The organism is Roseburia sp. AF02-12, from assembly GCF_003461765.1.
Classification (GTDB): Bacteria; Bacillota; Clostridia; order Lachnospirales; family Lachnospiraceae; genus Roseburia_C; species Roseburia_C amylophila.
Genome location: NZ_QTXS01000001.1, coordinates 154,994 through 176,719 on the forward strand (window position 1 = coordinate 154,994; position 21,726 = coordinate 176,719).

Here is a 21,726-nt window from a genome sequence, read left to right on the forward strand (position 1 = left end):
GAACTGACTCAAAAGAGCTCGAAGGAGCTCTTTTTCCTTTTTTATAATAGTATCATTATGGTATAATAGAGACATTAGAATCGGAAGTTTACAGCGAGGTGAAAGAGGTTGAATTATGTAGAATATGGAAAAGAAAACAGCGATGTAATTATCCTCTTACACGGAGGCGGTTTATCATGGTGGAATTACAAAGAGGTTGCTGAAAGACTTCAAACAGATTATCATGTGGTTTTGCCTATATTAGATGGTCATGCAGGATGTGATAAGCAGTTTACAACGATAGAGAATAATGCTTTGGATATTATAGAATTTGTAAATAGCAAATTGGGCGGTTCTGTTTTAATGATGGGAGGACTATCGCTTGGAGGGCAGATTTTGCTTGAAATTTTATCTCAACGCAAAGATATATGTAAGTATGCAATAGTGGAAAGTGTACTTGTGATACCTTCAAAATTTACATATTCTATGATTAAACCGGCGTTTGGAAGTTGCTATGGCTTAATAAAGTATAAGTGGTTTTCAAAATTGCAATTCAAATCACTACGAATAAAGTCGAATTTGTTTGATGAATATTACAAAGATACTTGTGCTATTAGAAAGAGTGATATGATTGCCTTTTTACAGGAAAACTCAGTATATTCACTAAAAGATGGCATTGGAGAGTGTGAAGCAACCGTTCAAATTTATGTTGGAGAAAAAGAAAAGCAATCAATGAAAAAATCTGCTAAAATCATTCATGAAAAATTGCAGGATAGTTTTATACAAGTTCTTCCTAATATGTATCATGGAGAGTTTTCAATAAACCACGCAGATGATTATGTGAGAAAACTATTAGAAATAGTAAAGTGAAGGTAACTTTCAGTCTTCAGCAGAGGCTGAAAGCAATAGAAGATTTGAATTGACCGAGCTCTTTGAGCGGGGGATACTTCTTGTCCGAAGGGCAAGAAGGTGGAACTGAGAAGAATTAAAACAATTGGAAGTTGGAGGATACACGTATGAAAATTGTAATCATTAATGGAAGTGCCAGAAAAGGAAACACGCTGACAGCAATCAATGCATTTATAAAAGGAGCATCAGAAAAGAATGAAATTGAAATCATTGAACCTGACAAACTCAACATTGCACCATGCAAGGGATGTGGTGTCTGTCAATGCTCTAAGGGATGCGTCGATAAGGATGATACAAATCCTACAATTGATAAAATTGCTGCCGCAGATATGATTCTTTTTGCTACACCAGTTTATTGGTGGGGAATGTCAGCACAATTGAAACTTATCATTGATAAGTGCTACTGTCGTGGATTGCAGTTAAAAAATAAAAAAGTTGGCACGATTATTGTAGGCGGTTCTCCCGTAGACAGTATCCAGTATGAGCTGATTGATAAGCAGTTTGACTGTATGGCAAAATATCTTTCATGGGATATGCTTTTCAAAAAATCATATTACGCAACAGCCAGAGATGAACTTGAAAAAAACAAGGATTCCATGAACGAACTTGAGGGGATCGGAAAAAATTTATAAAGCACGTTCCAGATTCGGATTTGCAGAGATAGAGAATTTGTGCTGAGAAGTGTTAATTTATAATGTGTTAAGGAAAGCTAATATTAGATGAGAATTCTGTCGGTATATTCGACAAATGTACAAGTAGAAATATTTGCAGAATACGAAAGCGTATTCGCAATATCCGGATTGTGAGAAATCATCATCGGTGCTGGAAAAGTGGAGGGCGAATTAATATGAAGTATGCCGGAACTGCCGGAGGTTGAATCTGCAACGGAATATTACAAGCAATCCATGATGACGGGATTTATGCAGTGGTTTTGCCGGACAGGTGGAAAGAAAAAATTCTCAGAATCAGATATCGAAGCAAAGAAAGAGATTGCAAAATTCAAAGCAGGTGACAGAAATCCTTATTCCTGGAATATGGAATTTTATGAGTATGAGGATGGCAGCGGATACGAAGCGAGATTTACAACTTGTGGAATCTGCACACTGATGAATGAACTGGGACTGACTAAGCTGATACCTGCAATGTGCCGCCTTGACTATACAATGAGTGAAGCAGATTGTGTCAGTAATTTTGCCAAGGAATATACAATCGCTTCGGGTGGACCGTATTGCGACTGCGGTTATACGAAAAGAAGTGCAAAATAAAATGTTATAGAAATAAGAGTAGTTTCACAGACTGCTCTTATTTTTTTGAAAAATTTAAATCTTTTTTCCAATCCCTCCTGTCTTACTTAATAGAAGGGAGGAAGGACAGATGAAAAATATAATAAAATGGTTTGTGCTGCTGATGCATAAGGACATGCAGAATTTTGAAATGAACGAGGATACGGATTGCTCGGTTCGCAAACAGATTATGAACAGAACAAATCGCAAAAAGGAAGGTGAAAGATTATGATGAAAATGAGAAAACCTGGATATATTGCACTTGCTGTCCTGATGGTAGCAACAATCGCTTTAACAGGATGTAGCAATGTAACAGAAGCAAAGGGAAGTCCGACTACGGAAAAAGAAAAAGTAGCAGAGAAAACACCACAGAAGAGGGTGAAAGTTATAGTAGAAAATGCTGCAGAAACAGCTATTGAAACAGTCAGATTGGCGCAGAAAACAGAAGGAACTGAAAATTTAGAACCGGAACCTGGGGCAGAAGAAGATACAGCGGGAGAAAATACAGAGGGAGAAAATGAGACGGGAACAAAGCAAGGAAAGACAGAGGAGACAGACCAGTCAGATAAAAATAAAAGCGGTAAGAAAAAGAATACAACAGTAGCAGATACAACCGATTCAAATAAGCCGCCACATGACGGAATGATATATGATGTCAATGAAGGAACATGGATTGATATGCCGGAGGTTCATCCGGATGGTTTTGACAGAAGTGCGGCCGAAGAGGTGTGGTCTTATGTGAATGCAGAGAGAACAGCAGCAGGCCTCAATGCACTTACCTGGGATGAGGACATATACAATTTTGCATGTCAGAGAGCACAAGCAATTGTATCAGATTTTTCCCATAATGGCTGTGGCAATTATGGAGAAAACATAGCATTAAATTCTGCGGGAAGCGCATATAGAATCCACATGCAGTGGTTTTACTCAACCGGTCATCACAATAACTATATGTTATCTTCCTATGTAAAAGGTGCCTGTGCCATATATGTATATCAGGGTGTCTGGTATGCAGTGGAAAATTTTGCACTGGAAGAAAGTGAAAACAGTGGTGGAAACACAACAAGAGAATTCAACGGACAGACACTTGACCTTACACAGGCGCAGGCAGAAGCAGCTTTAAATGAGTATATATTGACAGTCATGACTGGTGAGAAAAGAAGATGGAAATGTGCTTGCGGTGGAAGAGCTGTTTCTGTTAAAATTTTAAGAAATCAGGCGTTATAGGAAAAACACATGAGAAATAAGGAAGAAAGAAGGAAAAAAATGATATATACACAGGCAGTTGAAAAAGCATGTAATGGAGATTCGACGGGATTTGAATTTCTTTATGATACAACAAAAAATAATAAATATTATCTGGCTTTAAAATATGTGAAAGATGAAGAGGCAGCAAAAGATGTTCTGCAGGAAGCATACATACGGGCGTGGAAAAATCTGGATAAACTAAAAGAACCGGAAAAATTTGATTCTTGGTTAGCACAGATTGTGGTAAATACAGCAAAAAATGAACTGGAAAAACGCAATCATACACCGCTTGATTTACGCATGGAAAGTGGTGAGGAAGAAGATGCAGAAATCATGGATCAGGCAGTAAGCGTCTGGGAAAATGAGCCGGAATTAGAATATACGAAAGAAGAGACCAGACAGCTGGTGCATGAGCTAATCGATGCATTGTCTGACGAGCAGCGTCTGGTGGTAATTGCCTTTGAATTAGAGGGACTTACCACAAAAGAAATTGCAGAACAGCTGGGCTGCCCGGAAGCTACAGTGAAATCAAGACTGCGTTATGGCAGGAATAATATCAAGACAAAGGCAGAGGAACTGCAGAAGAAGGGATACAAGCTTTACAGTGTTGCACCAATGCCGTTACTGCTGTATCTGTTGAAAAAGGAAATGGTTGTATCTGCGGCGGAGCCATCCACCCAGCTTTTATTAAGTGAATGTAGAAAAAGTATAGCAAAGAGTACATATGGTGCAGGAAAAACTGCAGCCTCAACAGCGGTAAAAGCCGCAGGCACAGCAAGAAAGATATCATTTTTGTCAACTGCAGCTGGAAAAGCGGTAATTGGAATCGTGGCAACGGCATCTATAGCAAGTGCAGTGACAGTTGGTGTCATCAGCTACAATAAATCAAATGATAAAAATACGACCGCACAGGAAAATGTTCCGGCAGTAGAAGAAGTTCCGGTAAATGCAGACCAGCCAATAGATGGCGTGGTTGAGGATACAGAGACAACGGATGCACCAGAGGATGAAAATGGAAGTGAAAAATATGCTGATATTCCAGAATCTGTGCTTCCAAGTTCCGTGCGTAATGATAAAGACTATTTTGAATTCTGGGACGAGCCGGTAAAGGCAACCTGCTGGATTGACGGTGTCAAGGGAACGATTTATGCAGACTGGGATATGACACAGATTATCAAAGAAGTTACCTATGATGTAGATGGTTATGAGGATGAGCTTCTTATTATTGGCTGTACACTGGATGGCGGTACCCATGCCATTGCAATTTATAACGGACAGTATGTTGTGGTAAATGATGCAATGTGGGATCATTGGTATAATGGAAAAAGTTCTGCCTTCGATTAATACAAAAACTTAAGATTTCGTTAAATTTGTGGAACTGATTCTTAAGGTTGTCTGTGAGACATTGACCAACCAATTCCAGTAAGATATATTTGAATTAATGGACTGTGGAAAAACAGTCCGGATTAAGGAGTATAAGTATATCAAAGTAAGGAGGAACTATGGGCATGGAAAAGCAGAAGGCGAAGACAGGTCCGAAAAAGAAGGTTGGAAAAAAGCAGAGAAGAAAGAGAAAACTGATACTTTTTATTGTAGAAGTATTAGTGATACTCATTTTGCTGGTAGTATTTTATGTAATGAGTAAGCTGAATAAAATCAATAATACCGGTTCCTTAGACGCGAAGAAGCTGAATATTAATATAGACAGCGAGACCCAGGAAGTGTTAGATAATTATACCAATATAGCTATCTTTGGAATTGACAACCGGAGCAGTGGAAATTATGAAAGTGGAAACAGCGACTGTATCATGATTGCCAGTATCAATGATGATACCAAGGAAGTGAAGCTTGTATCCGTATACCGGGATTCCTTTCTGGCAGTAGATGATAAAGACAGCTTGCGGAAACTGAATGCAGCTTATGCCAAGGGGGGACCAACCGGTGCAGTAGCGGCATTAAATAAGAATCTGGATTTGAATATTACCGAATATGTATCCGTAGACTTCAATGCGGTAATGGAAGTTGTGGATGCATTAGGTGGAATAGAGTTGGATATTACCAGGGAAGAAGCCAGCAATATGCATATCTGGATTGATGAAATGAATGAAGTAATGGGAACCCATGGCAAGCCGGTTTCCGGAGCGGGTGTGCAGCAGGTCAATGGAATACAGGCACTTGCCTATTGCCGTGACCGTATGAGTGGCGGTGATGATTTCCGACGGACCGAGCGGCAGCGTATTGTAGTTGGAAAAATTGTAGAAAAAGCAAAACAGGCAGACATCCTTACTTTAAATGATTTGGTAGACAAGCTGTTTCCGGACATTTCTACCAGCCTTTCTACCACAGAAATATTGGGACTTGCAGCCCATGTCAAAGAGTATGAGCTTGCAGATACCCAGGGCTGGCCATTCCAGTTAGACACCAAGATGATGGAAAAATCCATCGGAGCAGTAGTTGTACCAACGGATTTGGAGACTAATGTAGATTTGCTGCACCGCTATTTATTTGATGTAGAGGATTATGAAACGACAGATAAGGTGAAAGAAATCAGCAAGGCAGTAAGCAACAGGACAGGAAAGACGGCAGCAGATACCACCCGGGATACGAATCCGCTGGTGCAGGATACAGTAATAGAAGATTAGGGTTATAAAAAAGTTGGCAATATGTAGCACCCTCCAAAAGTTAGAACTAAAAATCTAACGGTTGGGGCACCCTCCGTAAGGAAGGTGCCCCAAGGCGGCTTTGTATCTCAATTAAATATTGTTGTGTGAGTACGGTATAGCTTTGTGGCTATGCCGTTTTTGCCTTTAAGAAAGGCTTTTTACTGATGTGTTCTTGAAAGTATTCTTCCATTTCTTCGGCTGTCGGCTCTCGGATAATGCCAACACCGTTGTAATGGATTTCGACCTCCTGATAACGCTTGCCGTCCTTGTATCCGGGTGCGGATACCACGATTTTTTCAATAAACTCGTGTACCAATTCGGGAGTGAGTGCTTCAAGACGGGTAACTTGCTTCGCTTTGTCAATAAATCTCTGTAAGCCTTCGGTCTTGACTTTGGCATTTTCAAGCTCATCTTCCAAAGTGGGAATACGGTCTTTCAACTCGCTCTGCTCATTTTCAAGCGACATCGACATCGTGGCAAATCGCTCATCGCTGATTTTACCCGTTGCGTTATCTTTATAGAGCTTTTGGATAATTCCGTCAATTTCCCGAACACGCACCTTTGCCTTGTCAAGTTCTCTGCGCTTATCGGCAAGCTCTTTCTTTTGTTTCTCTCCAAATTCCGCTAACTGCCTTTGTGCGAATAACTTTTCGTAACTCTGCACATACCACAGTACCCTCTGAATACTCTCAAGCACAAGCTGCTCCACGACTTTCTCACGAATATAGTGGGCAGAGCATACATCAGAGTTTTTGCGGTAAGCAGAACAGAAGAAATAGGCTTGCTCCCGCTTGTAGTTATTGGTTACGCTGTAATACAGTTTTTCTCCGCAGTCGGCGCAATAAAGCAATCCCGAAAACATACTGACAATCCCATTTTTAGTAGGTCTGCGTCGGTGCTTGCGTAATTCCTGTACCAACTTAAAGGTTTCACGGTCAATGATTGCAGGGTGAGTATCGGGAAATACTTTCCATTCATCTTTCGGTTTATCGAGCTTTTTCTTCATTTTGAAAGACTTGCGGTAAGTCCGAAAATTGACGGTGTCGCCGCAATACTCCTGCTTGTCAAGAATCCCCGATACCGTATCCGCTACCCAACCATAGGGAATTTCAGGCGGCTTACTGCATTTTCTTCCGATGCTGTTCCAATATTCCGTAGGTGTCAGTACCTTTTCAGAGCGAAGCTTTTTGGCTATCTGTGTCGGTCCAAGTCCCTCAACACAAAGACTGAATATTCTTCTGACAATCTTTGCGGCAGGCTCGTCTACAATCCACTCGTCTTTGTTATCGGGACTTTTCATATACCCGAAAGGCGGATTTGTGGTCAGCGGTTTGCCTGACATTCCTTTGCTCTGCATTACCTTACGCACCTTGTCGCTGGTGTTCTTTGCGTGCCATTCGTTGAATAAGTCCTGCATCGGTACAATATCGCTGATGCCTTTTTCGGTGTCAATATTGTCCATTATGGCGATATATCGAATATCCAAACGGACAAAATCTTCTTCCAAAAGCTGACCGACAACAAGACGGTTTCTGCCGAGACGGGAATGGTCTTTTACAACGATAGTCCCTATCATACCCTGTTCGGCAAGCTCCATAATTTCCATAAATGCCGGTCTTGTAAAGGTGACTCCTGAGAATCCGTCATCGTAGAAAAAACGAGGATTAGGCAGCTTAGTGTCCTTTGCGTACTTTTCGAGAATGGCTTTTTGATTTTGAATACTGCCCGAAACGCCGTCTTTCTCATCATCACGGGAAAGCCTTGCATACAGGGCGGTAATTCGTTCATCTGACTGTTTTGTGTTCATAGTTCTCCTTTCCGCAGCCAGATATGATATGATTTGTAGGTATTCTTATCATACCATATTCGCCGCCAAAATTCAACGCTTTAATGTGGTGCAGCGAAAGTTTTACAGATTCTTCAAGATAATTCGCTGTGCTTTTTCCTGTAAACTCTCGTTTGCGGCTTTGTTAAAATGACTGGATACGGAATAGACCGTATTGCCGATTTCCATATCAAAGTTTATAGGATAGGGATACCTGCTTTTGCGAAACCAGTCTATGCGTTCTTCTTTTGTCATTGAAAGAAGAATTTTTGTTGTTTCTTCAATCGCTTCGTGAATATCTCTGTAATCGTCGCAAGGATAGCCCTGCTCATCAAGATAAAGAATATTGTCTGTCATCGTATTTCTCGCTCCTTTCGCTGTGTTTTTTTGTGTTGCATTTCTTCTTTTGCCCTGTATTCGTTGGCATAGAGCAGATCGGTTTTCTCTTGGATTTTAACAGACCGTTTCTCAATGCCCTTGTTTAATTTTAGTTGTTTTCTGAGTTCAGTTATCCTCTCTGTAACGCCTGACTTTTCCTGCCGCAGGGTTTCCTTTTCGGCTGGTGACGCTCTGCGGATTTTATTTTGCAGTTTGGTACGATAGGCAATCCATTTATCCATTTCATTCTGCAATTTTTCTCTGTTGGCATACAGATCGTCAAAGGTTTCAATTCCGTATTTGCTCATATATCGCACCTGTTCGGAAAACTCATCTAATTTCCGCAAATCCTCTTTTAGATATGGACTTGTAGGTTTGTAATCAGTATTCTTCGGCAGAATACCCAACAGATAGCAGTAGTGCAGATACAGTTTATAGATATGGCTTGTCTTGTGAAACGGCTTGTACCACTCTTTCAAATCTCTTGGCATTTGCGGCGGATAGCTGATTGTTGCTCTGCGGTTTCCAAAAGAAGCGTATGCGCCCATTGTCCTTTGGATATTTTCAGGCGTCCACCTTTTGTCAAGAGTATCTAACCTTGTGAAGTGTTCATATTGCGGCAACCGTATCTTCCAATGCTTACCAGTGAAATCGGTAATATATCCTTTTCGCTGCAAGTATTCCTCCATATAATAGGGACGGCGGCTGAAATTGATTGCCTCCCGTACATCTTCACGGTACACATTGTACCGTGTCGGCTTACCGCTTTTCTCATCCAGCCATACCTGCCTTGACGGTGCTTTATGAGGATTTTCTATGACAGACAAGCCGTGTTCCGTACATATTCGGTCGGATACATTACGGAGTTTTCTCTGCTCTGTTTTTGAATAATTGTATTTCTTTCCGTCAAGAAAGGAAACCGAATTAAAACAAAAATGATTGTGCAGATGGTCTTTATCAAGATGGGTGGTGACGATAATTTGAAACCGATCGCCCCACATTTTCTTTGCGGTTTTCAGTCCTATTTCGTGTGCAAGTTCGGGTGTAACCTCGTCAGGCTTAAAGCTCTGATATCCATGCCAAGCGATATATCCGTCATCTTTTCCATACTGCTTTTTGGTCAGTATCATCTGCTGCAATGCAATCTCTTTCAGACAGTTGGTGGCGGAAACATATTCGCCTTGCTCGGTAGCTTCTGGGCGCTGGACATAGGCAAAGACATTGTAAAAATCCTGTAAGTCTTTTGTGCGAACGACAGTTTTATCGGGATTTTCTACATAGTCAATCAGGTCTTTCAGCCTGCCCTCAATGTGCCATAAACTTGTTGTCGCCATTATCCCGCCTCCTGTAAATCGAGTACAAGGCATTCGATTTCTTTGCAAATTTCCAATGCGGAAGGCCCGTATTTTGCACATTCCTTAAAACCGTTATGAACTGAGTATAGGGTGTTCAGCAGTTTCCAAAACTCTTTTGCAGGTTTCGGTTTTGGTGTTTTCCCTTTGCAAAGTTGACGGATAAACTCTGATTGAGACAGTCCGCACGCTGCCGAACCGCGCTTTAGTTTTTCGTTTTCTTCTTCGGATAAGCGTACTTTTATACGCACATTTTTGTTGTTTTCCTTGTTCAAAAATATCATCTCCGTTCTTGTGTTTTATCTTTTTGCAGGGGTATTCAGGGGATTTCCCCTGAGTCAATCCGCATCCATTTAGGGTGCGGATTGGGATTGTGGGTGTCACAATCCGATGCTCGCTATAACTGTGGACAACAGTTTTCTTTTTGCCGTTTCACCCGAATGTCGTTCCTGCCCCTGCTTTTTCAGCGGCGTTGTCTCGCTCGTTTCCGTTTGGAAAGTCTTGGCGAAGTATCCCATTCAGCCGGTCATTCAGTTGTCAACTGGCAAAACAAAAAGCCGATACACAGAGACATCAAAAATCGGCGGGAGTTTTGCTCTCGCTTCAAAATGATGAAACTATGTATCGGCTCTGTAAATTCAGAAACCAATTATCTGCTGATTAACCACTCCGCAAGCAGATTTACGTTTATGAGTGGTGCGGCATTATTGGCTGCCGCTATCTCTTCTTACTTCGAAGTTTCATTTTGTATTAAGTTGTTGTTCTTTGATGGCATCATTTTATTGTACATTACGAAACATATGTTTGTCAATACTTTTGAGGAAGGTTTTGAATAATTCTCCAAAAACCGGGGCATACTATTAAATTTACTCTTTGAAAGATAAACCTTAAGCAATTCTTGCAATAACTTTCAACGTACAAATATTAAACAATATATGCATATAGTTGTTGCCATTTTCAAAACTGTATGGTATAATAATTGCGTACATTATTTATTTCTTGCGTGCGGAAAGTTGGTGTCTGCTTGAGTAAAAAAGAAATCTTAAAAACGGTAATTGAAAATAACGGCGGCATTGCAAAAACTTCAGATTTTGCCGCAAACGGGATAAATAAATATGAGGTAGCGGCTTTTTGTAAAGAAGGAGTCATTGAAAGAATTCGCAGAGGATTTTATCAGCTCCCCCAAAGTAAAAGTATTACAGAAGAACAGCTCATACGGGAGCTTCTTCCGCAGGGAATTATTTGTGTGGAGTCCGCTCTGTTTCACTATGGATATAGTGATTTTTCTCCCCGTGAATGGTCGATTGCTGTGCCGAGAACAGCGTCCCGTGCCGTAAAAAACATTGAAGAATTTTCGATGAAGGCTTACTATATTCAAAAGGAATTTTTAGATATAGGTAAGTCCACAAGCAATTTTAACGATGTAATACTGCCTGTATACGACCGTGAGCGAACTATATGCGATTGCTTTAAGTACCGCACAAAGCTTGACAACGAAATTTTTAATAAGGCTGTCAATGCCTATGCTGCTGATGAAAAAAAGAACCTTGCAAATTTGTCTAAGTATGCAAAGAAAATGAAGCTTTATACAAAGGTTATGAACGTAATGGAGGTGCTGCTAAATGGCTGATATAGCTGCGTCCGTGCTGGCACGGCTTAAAAACAAAGCTGCTGAAAGCGGCAGAAGCTATCAGCTCTGCTTGCAACTCTTTTGCCAAGAGGAGTTTTTGCGCCGTTTGGAAAAGTCCAAGTATGCTGAAAACCTCGTGTTGAAAGGCGGCTTGTTCCTCTATTCCCTTACTGACTTTGATAGCCGAGTAACGGTTGATGTAGATTTTTTGCTTCGGAAAATACCCAATACACCGGAACAGTTAAAAGGTATACTTGAGGAAATTATTGCAGTTAATACCGGCAATGATTTTGTTACCTTTGAGATAAAGGATGTTGCACCTATTGCCGTTGCGAAGAAATATGCCGGTATAGGTGCGTCAATGGTCGCTCGTATTAAAAATACTCGTACACCCTTTGGCATTGATTTTGGTGTTGGTGATATTATTGTGCCAAATCAGGAAAAAAGAAAAATCCCCACTCAGCTTGATGATTTTGTTGCGCCGACAATTAATACTTATTCCATTGAAACAACTGTTGCTGAGAAAATTGACGCAATCCTCAGTCTGATGGAGTTTTCCAGCCGCATGAAAGACTATTACGATATTTATTATCTTGCTAATAAATTTGATTTTGACGGTGCAACGCTGACAGAAGCACTGAAAAAGACATTTGAAAACCGTGGGCATAGTTTTACGATTGAACAGTTTGAACAGGTTATGAGCTTTGATAATGACGAAGCAATGCAGAAGAAATGGAAAGCCTTTGTCCGTAAAATCGACACGAAAACGAATGATTACAGTACCGTATTGAAAACAATAAAGACGTTTTTAACAAAACCGTTTATGGCAGCAGTAGAAGGCACGGAAATTACAGATAATTGGACTGCCCAAAACGGCAGGTGGATATGATAGGAGAAATAGATATGATTAGAACAGATATGATTTCAACCGTTGGTAGAGAATATCTTACCAGCAATATTGAAAATGATGAATATAGCTATCCGAAAGCGTTTGCGGCACAGTCCTTAACATTCAATCCTATTCGAAACAAAGTAGGACGAGCTTTTGAAAAATTGGATATTCGTTTCGTGAAAGACAACGTTACCGTGCTAATTGAAACAAAACAGAATTTTACCAAGTCAGATGAGGAACAGCTCTCCGCATATGTCGAATATGAGAAGGCACTTACCGGCAATAAGACGGTTGCTATTTTGGCAAATACTATGAATGATACTGTTAGAGTATGGCGTGGCGTTGTTTCGGACAGCGACTTGATGACTAAGGAAACTGCATTGCGCTCGATGGACGAATATGTTGACTTCTACACATCCAAAATTAACGACAAAGAAAAGGTGATGCAGAACACCTATAAGCTTAACGAGTTGCTTCATCGCCATAGTATTCCTGAAAAACTTCGCAGTCAATTTGTTGGCACCTGCCTATTAGCATTGAAGAATGGTCTTGATTATTCCACTCCGTCTTTGACTGCTGCACAAATTCGCACTCGTATAAAAGAAGTATTAGAGGACTTGCTTAATTCCGATATTAACAAGGCCGAAAAGCTCGCTTTGTTAAATCGTAATGTGTTGGGCGATCAGTATGTTCGCCAACTTAGCATTGCCGCCTTCAGAGAAATTCTAAAATTCATTGAAGATAACATTCTGCCTTTTATCAATGACAAAAGCACATCCGGTCAGGATCTGCTTAATCTGTTTTTTGTCACCTTTAACAAGTATGTCGGTAAATCGGACAAAAACCAAGCTTTCACACCAGACCATATTACAGATTTTATGGCGAAAATAACAGGCGTTAACAAACATTCAGTGGTTCTTGATCCTTGTTGCGGTAGCGGATCATTCCTAGTTCGTGCAATGACACAGGCACTTGATGATTGTGCTACTGCCGCCGAGCAGGACAAGGTTAAGAAACATCAAATCTTTGGTATTGAGTTTGATGAAAATGTGTATGGCCTTGCTACAACCAATATGTTGATTCACTCAGACGGAAACTCAAATATCCGTCAGGGAAGTTGCTTTGCATTAGCCGACTGGATAAAAGAAGCAAAACCAAATGTTATTTTGATGAATCCACCCTATAACGGACAGCGTATTCATCTTCCTAAAAGCTATGTTGATACTTGGGCAAAAGATAAGAAAGAGGATCCTTCTAAAGGGTTCTACTTTGTAAAATACATTGCCGATGTGTTAAATTCTATTAATCATCAAGCAACCTTAGCTGTTTTGTTGCCAGTTGCATGTGCAATTGGCACTAAGGGTGTAATAAAAGAGATAAAAGAACAAATCCTTGAAGAAAATACCCTTGATGCTGTCTTTACCTTGCCAAATGATATTTTTCATCCAGGTGCTACTGTACAAGCCTGTTGTATGGTGTTCAAAATTGGTAGAAAGCACTCGGATATCTCGACTCCAAATACATTCTTTGGATACTACAAGGACGATGGCTTTAAGAAGAAAAAGAATATTGGCCGTATTGAGCAAATAGATTCAATCACACAAACGAGCAAATGGATCAAGATTGAAAAAGAGTGGATTGATTTGTATAGAAATCGTAGGGAAAAACCGGGACGTTCTGCTACTAGTGCAGTTAGTGCCTCCGATGAATGGGTATGCGAAGCATATATGGACACAGACTACACTGCTCTCAACGAATCCGACTTTATCAATACATTAAATGGATATTTTTCATACTTAGTTAGCATCGGAAAATTATTTGATGAAAAATTTGTTCCATCATCGAAATACATAATGGATTATTTTAACTTTTTGCTTTCTCATAAAGATAACATCAGTAAGCAAATTGATGTATCAAACTGGAAAGAGTTTGTATATTCAGAAATTTTTGATGTTCAGAAAGGTTTTTACAATAAAAAGCCAGAACACAGTCTTGTTGGAGAAATACCGTTTTTAGGAGCCACAGAACGATGTAACGGTGTAACGGAATATTATTCTATTGACGACATTGAAATTGCTTCTAAAACAGGTGATGAAAACAATGTGTCTATTGAAGAAAAACTATTTTCTGGAAACGCTTTATGCGTAACTAATAATGGATCTGTCGGCTGTGCTTTTTTTCAACCAACTACATTTACATGTAGTCACGATGTGAATCCATTATACATTTTGGACGGATGTTTCAATATGTATAATGCACTGTTTGTAGCAACAGTAATTGAAATGGATAAATATCGCTGGGCATATGGTCGAAAATGGAGACCAGAAAGAATGATCAAATCAACAATTCGATTACCAGCAAAATCGAAAGATAATAAATATATTCCAGATTGGGATTACATGGAAAACTATATAAAATCATTACCATATGGAGATAGAATCTGAGGTGAAAATATGCCTAAAAATGTAGTCCAATACGATCTTCTCATCTCGTGTCCAGGAGATATTATTAGTGAGATCAGTATAATCGAGGACGCAGTATCACAATTTAACACTCAGTTTTCTGATGCTTTGGGAATAAGTATTCGTACAAAGCATTGGAGTAAAAACTCTTATGCCCAGTCTGGGGGAAAACCTCAAACATTGCTGAATGAGCAATTTGTAAACGACTGTGATGCCGCAGTTGCCATTTTGTGGACACGCTTCGGAACACCCACCGATGAATACGGATCTGGCACAGAGGAAGAAATAGAAATTATGCTGTCTACCGGGAAACAGGTATTTATGTATTTCTCGGACAAGCCTCTTTCTCCGTCTCAAATGAATGAGGAAAGCTATAAGAAGGTTCAGGCATTTTGTGATAAATACAAAGATAGAGGTATCTACTTTACATATTCATCGGACGAAGAATTCAAAACGCTGTTTTTTGCTCATTTATCTCAGTATTTTTTAAGCGAAAAAAGAGTGGCAGAAGTTAAGGGGGAGCGTCATTCTAAATTGAAGATTGTCGGCATTGACCAAACCCAACACATCAGTGATGAAGCCCCTATAATTAGTTTTGTTCCAAATACTGAAATGACTATAAGTAAATACTTGGAACAAATACGGGAACTTTACAGCATTATTTCTGCTGCAAAGCTTGGAAAGCGTGTTGAATTGTCAGAAACACTTTCCAAGCTGGCTTTTTCGTTTAACAAGCCAAAAGAAATCAACGAAGAAGACAGAAAACTAATACAATCTGTAGCTAAGAATTTAAACATCAGCATTACCGAAGATTTTTTTGCACTTGGTAATCTATCACAGAGTACTATTCCTACAAATATGTTTGGCAGCGCTCCCCTTACAGGGACAGAAGCAGAAAAAGAAAAGTACCATAACATTCGGGAACTTTTGAAGACAATTTCAAAAGCATTAGAATGGGCTCCCATAGAAACCGCATTTAAGGATAAGAAGTGTTTGAAGCTTGCCCTTCAAAACTGTGGTACAGACATTGATGAAGATATAGAAGTTTCTCTCAAAATTCCAAAGAATAGTTTGCTACCAATGAGTGAGTTCCCAAAGTTCAATAATGATGAAATGGGTTATTTACTGAATGACTGCGATATGAGCAAACTTTTTGGTATCTGTAGTACATCAACGTATTCGGATTACGACTCATCTATTGTAACAAGCCGACGGTTCTCTCCTCGTGTTTCTACGCCTTCTATTTTCCCGGGATATACCCCAGATTATGGTGATGATTTTGAAAGTGAACTTGCCGATGTATTCTGTTATTCTTGCTTTGATGAAGGGGAAGATTATATTGTAAAGCTTAAATTTGATTACATTAAGCATAATACAACAATCGCCTTCTCGTCTATTATTTTTATTAAAGAGCCTTTTAACTCTATACCATATACGATTACATCTAAGAACTCACCAGAAATAGTGTTTGGAGAAATCAAAATTACAGAGGATTTGTAAAATTAAATAAAATAACGGCGGCAAGAATTTCTTCCTGCCGCCGTTCTAAGTTAGTTGTAAATTATATCGTGATTCACGATTTCTGCTGCTCTGCTACGGATGTTATTCATCCGACCAACCCACTCCATAGGATTGTCCACTTTGTGTTGTTCGGTCACACCTTCACGCTCTGCCATCTGTTTCACTAGCCGAGAAAACATGTCTTCTGCCTGTTTGTCAATATTTGCGAGGTAAGTGCTCAGCTTGCGACTTGTAAGCAGATTGTAGTATGTAATCTTACGATTTGATTTCAGATAATGTAAATGTCGCTGTCCCCAAATGCCAATAGGTTCTGTTTCTTCATTGGGCAGTTCTAAACAAGGCAAATAATAATCACCCTGCTTCTCGTACCAAAGACCGTTCTTTTCATCGTAAATTTTGTTTTCCATTTTGTAATCCTCCAAATGTATTGATTTTCCTACAAATTCAATCATTCCGGCTGACTACAAAGCCAAAGAGAGAAGCTACTTCCTTATGTAGTCTCTCCCTTGGAGGGTGTTTTTTTATGATATTACTTCCTTTGGCTTTTTAAAAAATTGGCAAATGTGCTTATTTCTTTTAATTCTTCTTGAGTATATTCTGAATTAGAAAAGGATATAGAATTATTTTGAAAATCATTAAGAACAGAATCGTCAGCTAAGAAATCTAATGAACACTCAAAGTAAGTACAAAGCTTTTTGAGAGTAGATAGTTTAGCATTTTCAGTTCCCTTTTTATAGAAACCATCTATAGTTGTATAAGGAACACCAGAAGCTCTTGCAAGTTCGGCTTTATTTATATTTTTATTTTTCATCAATAAGTCTAGTTTATCAGTAAGTCCCATTATATTACCTCCACAACAAATTAATTGTACTACTAAGAAAGTATAATGTAAATGTATTATTACCCTGTATGGTAAAACTAGAAACGTTTTAACTTGACAATTACGATACAGGGTATATACTTAAGATGTTGATTACGTTACAGGGTAATTTCAGAAGGGGATGAGAAGTTGTTCTATAATTTGAAAGCTGAAATGGCAAGAGAGAAAATTACAATTAAGTTATTGGCAGAGAGGACAGGAATTTCATATAAAAGCCTTAAGAGAAAAATATCTGGAGATACAGAATTTAAGAAAAGTGAAATAGTATTAATAAAACGAGAATTTCCACAATATAGTTTAGATTATTTGTTTGCATCAAAAGATGAAGTAGGTAAATAGTTTTTTATGAAAGAAAAGAAAAATTTATATTAGTACAGAAACTAAATAATAGGTAACGTGCTATCTTCCATAATAGTATGCTGCCTATTATTTTTATAAAAATAAAGACTAATTATTAAAAGTCAAGTCTAAAACGAAACATTTTGAATGAATTGCAAAAATGTATTTCAAATATATTTGTACTTTAAAAACTGTATGACAAGAGACTGTGGTTAGAGCTTCGTATAAACCATTTCGTGTTAGGAGAGAAAGCAACACACAGTATCTTAAAATAGCATAGTCAAACCTATAGAAAAGGTAAAGAAAGACTATGACTTTATATAATGGTTGGTGAAAAGGTGATAATATGAAAAAATACAAAAGAGAAAAGTTTATTTTTTTATTAGGAATTGTTTTTTTATTTATAATATATTGCTTACATAGTGAGAAGAAAGCAGAAGTAAGAACGATAGAGCAGAAAGACCATTCTTCTGACGGTGAACAATATGGGAGATATTTGGCTATAGGATTTGATGATTTTAGATCAAGTGATTTTACGATGACAATTCCTCTTTTTAATGAATATGATGCACATGCGACATTTAATAGAATTGGATATAGCCTTGATATGACAGAAGATGAAAAAACACAATTAGCAATCGTATTGGATAACGGAAATGAGCTTGGAGATCATACTTGGTTTCATTGCAATTTTATTTATAGTGATCCCCTGTTTAATGGACAAAATCCGGACAATATAGAGGGAAATCAGATACCTTTTCCAACCAATGAACAGATGAGAAATGATTATGGTGACGGGAAAAATGCGTTTGGCTTTTCATTGACAGACTCATGTGATATGCAACTTTCCGATTGGAATAAGTATGATGGAACTTGGTCTGCTTTTGATACAAAATGGGGTGATTTATCAGATGAAGAATGTCAATATATTAGAGAAAGCTATAGTATTATGTGTGATACATCTGGCTTATTAGATTTGCTTGATGAATTGTCAAATAAATATTTAGGAACAGCGGGTGCATCAAAAGGAAGTTGGGATGAACAAAAACAATGTTATACTGGTGGTATATTTACAAATTGTAAAACATCAGCAAATCATGAAATATGGGAAAGGGTCATACAAGCAACAGGAGACTATTATGAAGAAAAATGTGGTGTAAGGCCAGTTACGTGGTCTTGGCCAGGTTCTATGATGAGCCCTTTTAAGTTTACCAAGGATGATAAGATGTATTATAATGAAGACTGTACAATTTTGTATAATTATTTGGCTAAAATGCCGTCTTCATTATATAGTAATGCAGATGGAACCCCCAAGCAGCGGAGTTGGGTGGATGTCCTTAGGGAAAATGGGTATGTAAATGCTCATGATATAATTTATCCATCACGCTTGGATGGAGAACAATTACCAATGATGAGTAAGCAGTTGATATATAATGCATCTTTGTCCAGAAAGGATGCATTGGTGTATCGAACAAATTCAAGCGTACATTATAATGATATAAATGAAATATATGAAGGAGATTTTTTTGATAATACCTCAGAAAAAGGTCAAGCAGCACAAATGTATGATGATGGAGGTGCCTTTTATACATTTATTGAATCAATACGTCAAGATACATCGAATGGAATGATTCATGGAGAAATAATTGATTCTGTTGATTCAGAGTCGGAAAGAAATTTTTTGACACAGATATTGGAATATTGTAAAAAAACAGGTGTAAAAGTTATATCTAAAAAGGATGCATATAACATATGCTTTAATCAAGTATTTGAACAAGGAAATTTAATATATAATCCAAATTTTCGTAATACAGCGGAAGAATTTATGCCTGATGCAGAAAATATACCAACAAATCCAGATGGTTATATTGGAAATTGTAAAGTAGAACAAGACGAATATGGGAGCACATTAAAGACGGAAGGCATTACACAGTATTTACATTATGGAATTCCGCTAGGAACTATTCGCTATAGTGCAGAAACAAAGGGTTGTGGTAATATAAAAATTTATGCAATAAAAAATAGTGATAGTATAGAATTGAATGATAAAGATTTGGAACTTTTAGGTTCAATCAATGTTAATTCAGAGGAATATAATACTTCAGAAATACAATTCTTTGTACAAGATAATACAGAAACAGAATTTGAACAATTGTGTGATGGAATGGGTGAAAAAATAATGGGAATAAAGATAGAATATTCAGATGGACTGTATATAAAGAATATTGATTTAGAAAAAATATGAATTATGTGTGAAACAGCATAATATATAGAGCAATTTGTATTGGAATCAAAATTCTGCACAAAGTGTGGAACAAGATGTAATTAACAATAGCAGAATAGAAGTTGAAAGAAATGAAGATGTACGAGACAATAACCCACTTGATATTTCGGGTAGTGCAACAAATTTGTTATACTAAATAATTACCTTTCCGCTAAAATATAGTATATCGCAGTTCGTGGGATATTTAAATGTAATAAGATAGCAGTATGTGATATTTGGAAAATATAACCAAATTTTATAAAAATTTCACAAAAAATAAGAAAAATCCAGTTACCTTTTGTATATTATTGTGTTATGATAAAAATATATCAGTAAACATACAATGATTATCAAGGAGGTATTACGAATGCAGAGATTTACATTACCAAGAGATTTATACCACGGCAAAGGTGCATTGGAGGCACTGAAGAACTTCGAAGGAAAGCGCGCAATGATCTGTGTTGGTGGAGGCTCCATGAAACGGTTTGGTTTCCTGGATAAAGCAGAGGCATATCTGAAAGAAGCAGGTATGGAAGTGGAACTGTTTGAAGGAATTGAACCGGATCCATCTGTTGAGACCGTGATGAAGGGTGCAGCCGCTATGGAGAAGTTTCAGCCGGATTGGATTGTAGCAATCGGTGGTGGTTCACCAATTGATGCTGCAAAAGCAATGTGGATTAAATATGAATATCCGGATATTACCTTTGAAGACATGTGTAAGGTATTTGGAATTCCGAAATTAAGAAAGAAAGCACATTTTTGTGCAATTTCTTCTACCTCAGGAACTGCAACAGAAGTAACTGCATTTTCCATCATTACGGATTATGAGAAGGGAATCAAATATCCGATTGCGGATTTTGAGATTACACCGGACGTAGCAATCGTTGACCCGGAACTGGCAGAGACCATGCCGCAGAAGCTGGTAGCCCACACCGGAATGGATGCGATGACGCATGCAATTGAAGCGTATGTTTCAACTGCCAACAGTGATTATACAGACCCGCTGGCACTCCATGCCATTGAGATGATTCAGCATGATCTGATTGATTCCTATAACGGAGATATGGCAAAACGTGATGCCATGCACAATGCCCAGTGTCTGGCTGGAATGGCATTTTCCAATGCACTGCTTGGAATCGTACATTCTATGGCACATAAGACCGGTGCCGCATTTGCCGACTACGGTGCACATATTATTCATGGCGCAGCTAATGCCATGTATCTGCCGAAGGTTATTGCATTTAATGCAAAGGATGAGACTGCAAAGAAACGTTATGGCGTGATTGCAGACTTTATGAAGCTTGGAGGAGAGACACTGGACGAGAAAGTCGCACTTTTAATCCAGTACCTGCGTAAGAGGAATGATGACTTGAATATTCCGCACTGTATTAAGAACTACGGACCGGACAGCTATCCGGCTGAGCAGGGCTTTGTACCGGAAGAAGTATTCTTAGAGAGACTGCCTGAGATTGCAGCCAATGCAATTTTGGATGCCTGCACCGGCTCCAACCCAAGACAGCCGAGCCAGGAAGAAATGGAAAAACTGCTGAAATGCTGTTACTATGACACGGAAGTAGATTTCTAAAAAATAGATTAAAAAATAAACCCCCGTTTCGATATTGATATGTACCCAGAATCCTGGACACATATTTACGAACTAGACTGAACACATGGATGCTATCCTGTATTGTACAGGCGGCATCCATTTTGTTTTTGCCTGAATTCTTTTGTTATTATAATAATCTATATATTCTTCAACCGCTTGTGAAAATTCTTCGAAAGAAGAATAGTTTTTTTCATAGCCATAATACATTTCATTTTTTAATCGTCCAAAGAACGTCTCCATAATACAATTATCATAACAATTACCTTTTCGTGACATGGATTGTATAATGCCATGTTCCTGTAAAGCATTTCTAAAATAAGCATGTTGATACTGCCAGCCTTGATCTGAATGAAATATCAATCCTTCAACTGAAGGAAATTTTTCAAATGCTTTATTCAGCATTCTTTTTATCTGTTCAAGATTAGGACTCATGGATAAATCATATGAGATGATTTCATTTGTATTCATATCTAGCACTGGAGAAATATAACACTTT

General features: G+C 38.4%; 22 protein-coding genes. 15 read left to right on the plus strand and 7 right to left on the minus strand.

Annotation, left to right across the window (positions count from 1 at the left end; translation table 11 throughout):
• Window positions 1–108: 108 nt before the first annotated feature.
• From DV740_RS00705 to DV740_RS00730, 7 genes are all read left to right on the plus strand, one after another.
• The gene (locus DV740_RS00705; protein WP_118087261.1) at window positions 109–849 is read left to right on the plus strand and encodes an alpha/beta hydrolase; all 741 of its coding nucleotides are present in this window, start codon (window positions 109–111) and stop codon (window positions 847–849) included.
• 146 nt (window positions 850–995) lie between these two features.
• On the plus strand, window positions 996–1,520 hold the full coding sequence (locus tag DV740_RS00710) for a flavodoxin family protein (protein ID WP_117840792.1): 525 nt from the start codon (window positions 996–998) through the stop codon (window positions 1,518–1,520).
• A gap of 222 nt (window positions 1,521–1,742) precedes the next feature.
• Window positions 1,743–2,153 (plus strand): L-2-amino-thiazoline-4-carboxylic acid hydrolase, encoded by a 411-nt coding sequence (locus tag DV740_RS00715; protein WP_118056898.1) that lies wholly within the window; start codon window positions 1,743–1,745, stop codon window positions 2,151–2,153.
• Between the two features lie 109 nt (window positions 2,154–2,262).
• A complete protein-coding gene (locus tag DV740_RS14705; protein WP_156454685.1) occupies window positions 2,263–2,403 on the plus strand; it encodes a hypothetical protein in 141 nt (46 codons plus the stop codon).
• The gene (locus tag DV740_RS00720) at window positions 2,400–3,398 is read left to right on the plus strand and encodes a CAP domain-containing protein (RefSeq protein WP_118087262.1); all 999 of its coding nucleotides are present in this window, start codon (window positions 2,400–2,402) and stop codon (window positions 3,396–3,398) included. The genes DV740_RS14705 and DV740_RS00720 overlap by 4 nt, the downstream gene beginning before the upstream one ends.
• 39 nt (window positions 3,399–3,437) lie before the next feature.
• Window positions 3,438–4,763: an RNA polymerase sigma factor gene (locus DV740_RS00725; protein WP_158561487.1), complete on the plus strand. Its 1,326-nt coding sequence runs from the start codon at window positions 3,438–3,440 to the stop codon at window positions 4,761–4,763.
• 164 nt (window positions 4,764–4,927) lie between these two features.
• Entirely contained in the window at window positions 4,928–6,061 is a 1,134-nt protein-coding gene (locus tag DV740_RS00730) for an LCP family protein (protein ID WP_242994176.1), read from the plus strand.
• Window positions 6,062–6,209: 148 nt separating this feature from the next.
• Here DV740_RS00730 and DV740_RS00735 read toward each other — a convergent pair whose 3' ends face one another.
• From DV740_RS00735 to DV740_RS00750, 4 genes are all read right to left on the minus strand, one after another.
• The gene (locus DV740_RS00735) at window positions 6,210–7,889 is read right to left on the minus strand and encodes a recombinase family protein (protein WP_118087264.1); all 1,680 of its coding nucleotides are present in this window, start codon (window positions 7,887–7,889) and stop codon (window positions 6,210–6,212) included.
• Window positions 7,890–7,991: 102 nt separating this feature from the next.
• Entirely contained in the window at window positions 7,992–8,264 is a 273-nt protein-coding gene (locus DV740_RS15010) for a transposon-encoded TnpW family protein (protein ID WP_242994178.1), read from the minus strand.
• Window positions 8,261–9,619: a relaxase/mobilization nuclease domain-containing protein gene (locus DV740_RS00745; protein ID WP_118087265.1), complete on the minus strand. Its 1,359-nt coding sequence runs from the start codon at window positions 9,617–9,619 to the stop codon at window positions 8,261–8,263. Before DV740_RS00745 ends, DV740_RS15010 begins: the two co-directional genes overlap by 4 nt.
• Window positions 9,619–9,912 carry a ribbon-helix-helix domain-containing protein gene (locus tag DV740_RS00750; RefSeq protein ID WP_118087266.1) on the minus strand — a complete coding sequence of 98 codons (294 nt, stop codon included), beginning with the start codon at window positions 9,910–9,912 and terminating at the stop codon, window positions 9,619–9,621. Before DV740_RS00750 ends, DV740_RS00745 begins: the two co-directional genes overlap by 1 nt.
• A 90-nt stretch (window positions 9,913–10,002) precedes the next feature.
• On the opposite strand from DV740_RS00750, the gene DV740_RS14640 reads away from it, so the two are divergent.
• The 5 genes from DV740_RS14640 (at window position 10,003) to DV740_RS00770 (ending at window position 16,121) form a co-directional block, all read left to right on the plus strand.
• Window positions 10,003–10,473 (plus strand): hypothetical protein, encoded by a 471-nt coding sequence (locus DV740_RS14640; RefSeq protein WP_147340224.1) that lies wholly within the window; start codon window positions 10,003–10,005, stop codon window positions 10,471–10,473.
• A 188-nt stretch (window positions 10,474–10,661) separates the two neighbouring features.
• On the plus strand, window positions 10,662–11,267 hold the full coding sequence (locus tag DV740_RS00755) for a type IV toxin-antitoxin system AbiEi family antitoxin domain-containing protein (RefSeq protein ID WP_118087267.1): 606 nt from the start codon (window positions 10,662–10,664) through the stop codon (window positions 11,265–11,267).
• Window positions 11,260–12,156, plus strand: a complete 897-nt coding sequence (locus DV740_RS00760; protein ID WP_118087268.1) for a nucleotidyl transferase AbiEii/AbiGii toxin family protein — start codon at window positions 11,260–11,262, stop codon at window positions 12,154–12,156. Before DV740_RS00755 ends, DV740_RS00760 begins: the two co-directional genes overlap by 8 nt.
• Window positions 12,157–12,170: 14 nt before the next feature.
• Window positions 12,171–14,603, plus strand: coding sequence for an N-6 DNA methylase (locus DV740_RS00765; protein WP_158561488.1), 2,433 nt, complete (start codon window positions 12,171–12,173; stop codon window positions 14,601–14,603).
• A 9-nt stretch (window positions 14,604–14,612) separates the two neighbouring features.
• Window positions 14,613–16,121, plus strand: a complete 1,509-nt coding sequence (locus DV740_RS00770; protein WP_118087269.1) for a hypothetical protein — start codon at window positions 14,613–14,615, stop codon at window positions 16,119–16,121.
• Between the two features lie 50 nt (window positions 16,122–16,171).
• Here the strand turns inward: DV740_RS00770 and DV740_RS00775 are convergent, their stop codons facing one another.
• A complete protein-coding gene (locus tag DV740_RS00775) occupies window positions 16,172–16,549 on the minus strand; it encodes a TnpV protein (RefSeq protein WP_118087270.1) in 378 nt (125 codons plus the stop codon).
• 122 nt (window positions 16,550–16,671) lie between these two features.
• Window positions 16,672–16,983 (minus strand): helix-turn-helix domain-containing protein, encoded by a 312-nt coding sequence (locus DV740_RS00780; protein ID WP_022242332.1) that lies wholly within the window; start codon window positions 16,981–16,983, stop codon window positions 16,672–16,674.
• 168 nt (window positions 16,984–17,151) lie between these two features.
• Between DV740_RS00780 and DV740_RS00785 the strand changes: the two genes are divergently transcribed.
• The 3 genes from DV740_RS00785 (at window position 17,152) to DV740_RS00795 (ending at window position 21,209) form a co-directional block, all read left to right on the plus strand.
• Window positions 17,152–17,361, plus strand: a complete 210-nt coding sequence (locus DV740_RS00785) for a hypothetical protein (RefSeq protein WP_022242333.1) — start codon at window positions 17,152–17,154, stop codon at window positions 17,359–17,361.
• A gap of 346 nt (window positions 17,362–17,707) precedes the next feature.
• On the plus strand, window positions 17,708–19,606 hold the full coding sequence (locus DV740_RS00790) for a polysaccharide deacetylase family protein (RefSeq protein ID WP_118087271.1): 1,899 nt from the start codon (window positions 17,708–17,710) through the stop codon (window positions 19,604–19,606).
• Window positions 19,607–19,991: 385 nt separating this feature from the next.
• Window positions 19,992–21,209, plus strand: coding sequence for an iron-containing alcohol dehydrogenase (locus DV740_RS00795; protein ID WP_118087272.1), 1,218 nt, complete (start codon window positions 19,992–19,994; stop codon window positions 21,207–21,209).
• Between the two features lie 72 nt (window positions 21,210–21,281).
• Here the strand turns inward: DV740_RS00795 and DV740_RS00800 are convergent.
• Window positions 21,282–21,726 (minus strand): IS3 family transposase (locus DV740_RS00800; protein ID WP_158561551.1); only part of this gene is annotated, 445 nt, incomplete at its 5' end.

What these genes read in the sequence shown, in the direction of transcription:
- DV740_RS00710 (WP_117840792.1), top strand. Translation starts at nt 996, where the DNA reads ATGAAAATTGTAATCATTAATGGAAGTGCCAGAAAAGGAAACACGCTG.
- DV740_RS00715 (WP_118056898.1), top strand. Translation starts at nt 1,743, where the DNA reads ATGCCGGAACTGCCGGAGGTTGAATCTGCAACGGAATATTACAAGCAA.
- DV740_RS14705 (WP_156454685.1), top strand. Translation starts at nt 2,263, where the DNA reads ATGAAAAATATAATAAAATGGTTTGTGCTGCTGATGCATAAGGACATG.
- DV740_RS00720 (WP_118087262.1), top strand. Translation starts at nt 2,400, where the DNA reads ATGATGAAAATGAGAAAACCTGGATATATTGCACTTGCTGTCCTGATG.
- DV740_RS00725 (WP_158561487.1), top strand. Translation starts at nt 3,438, where the DNA reads ATGATATATACACAGGCAGTTGAAAAAGCATGTAATGGAGATTCGACG.
- DV740_RS00730 (WP_242994176.1), top strand. Translation starts at nt 4,928, where the DNA reads ATGGAAAAGCAGAAGGCGAAGACAGGTCCGAAAAAGAAGGTTGGAAAA.
- DV740_RS00735 (WP_118087264.1), bottom strand. Translation starts at nt 7,889, where the DNA reads ATGAACACAAAACAGTCAGATGAACGAATTACCGCCCTGTATGCAAGG.
- DV740_RS15010 (WP_242994178.1), bottom strand. Translation starts at nt 8,264, where the DNA reads ATGACAGACAATATTCTTTATCTTGATGAGCAGGGCTATCCTTGCGAC.
- DV740_RS00745 (WP_118087265.1), bottom strand. Translation starts at nt 9,619, where the DNA reads ATGGCGACAACAAGTTTATGGCACATTGAGGGCAGGCTGAAAGACCTG.
- DV740_RS00760 (WP_118087268.1), top strand. Translation starts at nt 11,260, where the DNA reads ATGGCTGATATAGCTGCGTCCGTGCTGGCACGGCTTAAAAACAAAGCT.
- DV740_RS00765 (WP_158561488.1), top strand. Translation starts at nt 12,171, where the DNA reads ATGATTAGAACAGATATGATTTCAACCGTTGGTAGAGAATATCTTACC.
- DV740_RS00770 (WP_118087269.1), top strand. Translation starts at nt 14,613, where the DNA reads ATGCCTAAAAATGTAGTCCAATACGATCTTCTCATCTCGTGTCCAGGA.
- DV740_RS00775 (WP_118087270.1), bottom strand. Translation starts at nt 16,549, where the DNA reads ATGGAAAACAAAATTTACGATGAAAAGAACGGTCTTTGGTACGAGAAG.
- DV740_RS00780 (WP_022242332.1), bottom strand. Translation starts at nt 16,983, where the DNA reads ATGGGACTTACTGATAAACTAGACTTATTGATGAAAAATAAAAATATA.
- DV740_RS00790 (WP_118087271.1), top strand. Translation starts at nt 17,708, where the DNA reads ATGAAAAAATACAAAAGAGAAAAGTTTATTTTTTTATTAGGAATTGTT.
- DV740_RS00795 (WP_118087272.1), top strand. Translation starts at nt 19,992, where the DNA reads ATGCAGAGATTTACATTACCAAGAGATTTATACCACGGCAAAGGTGCA.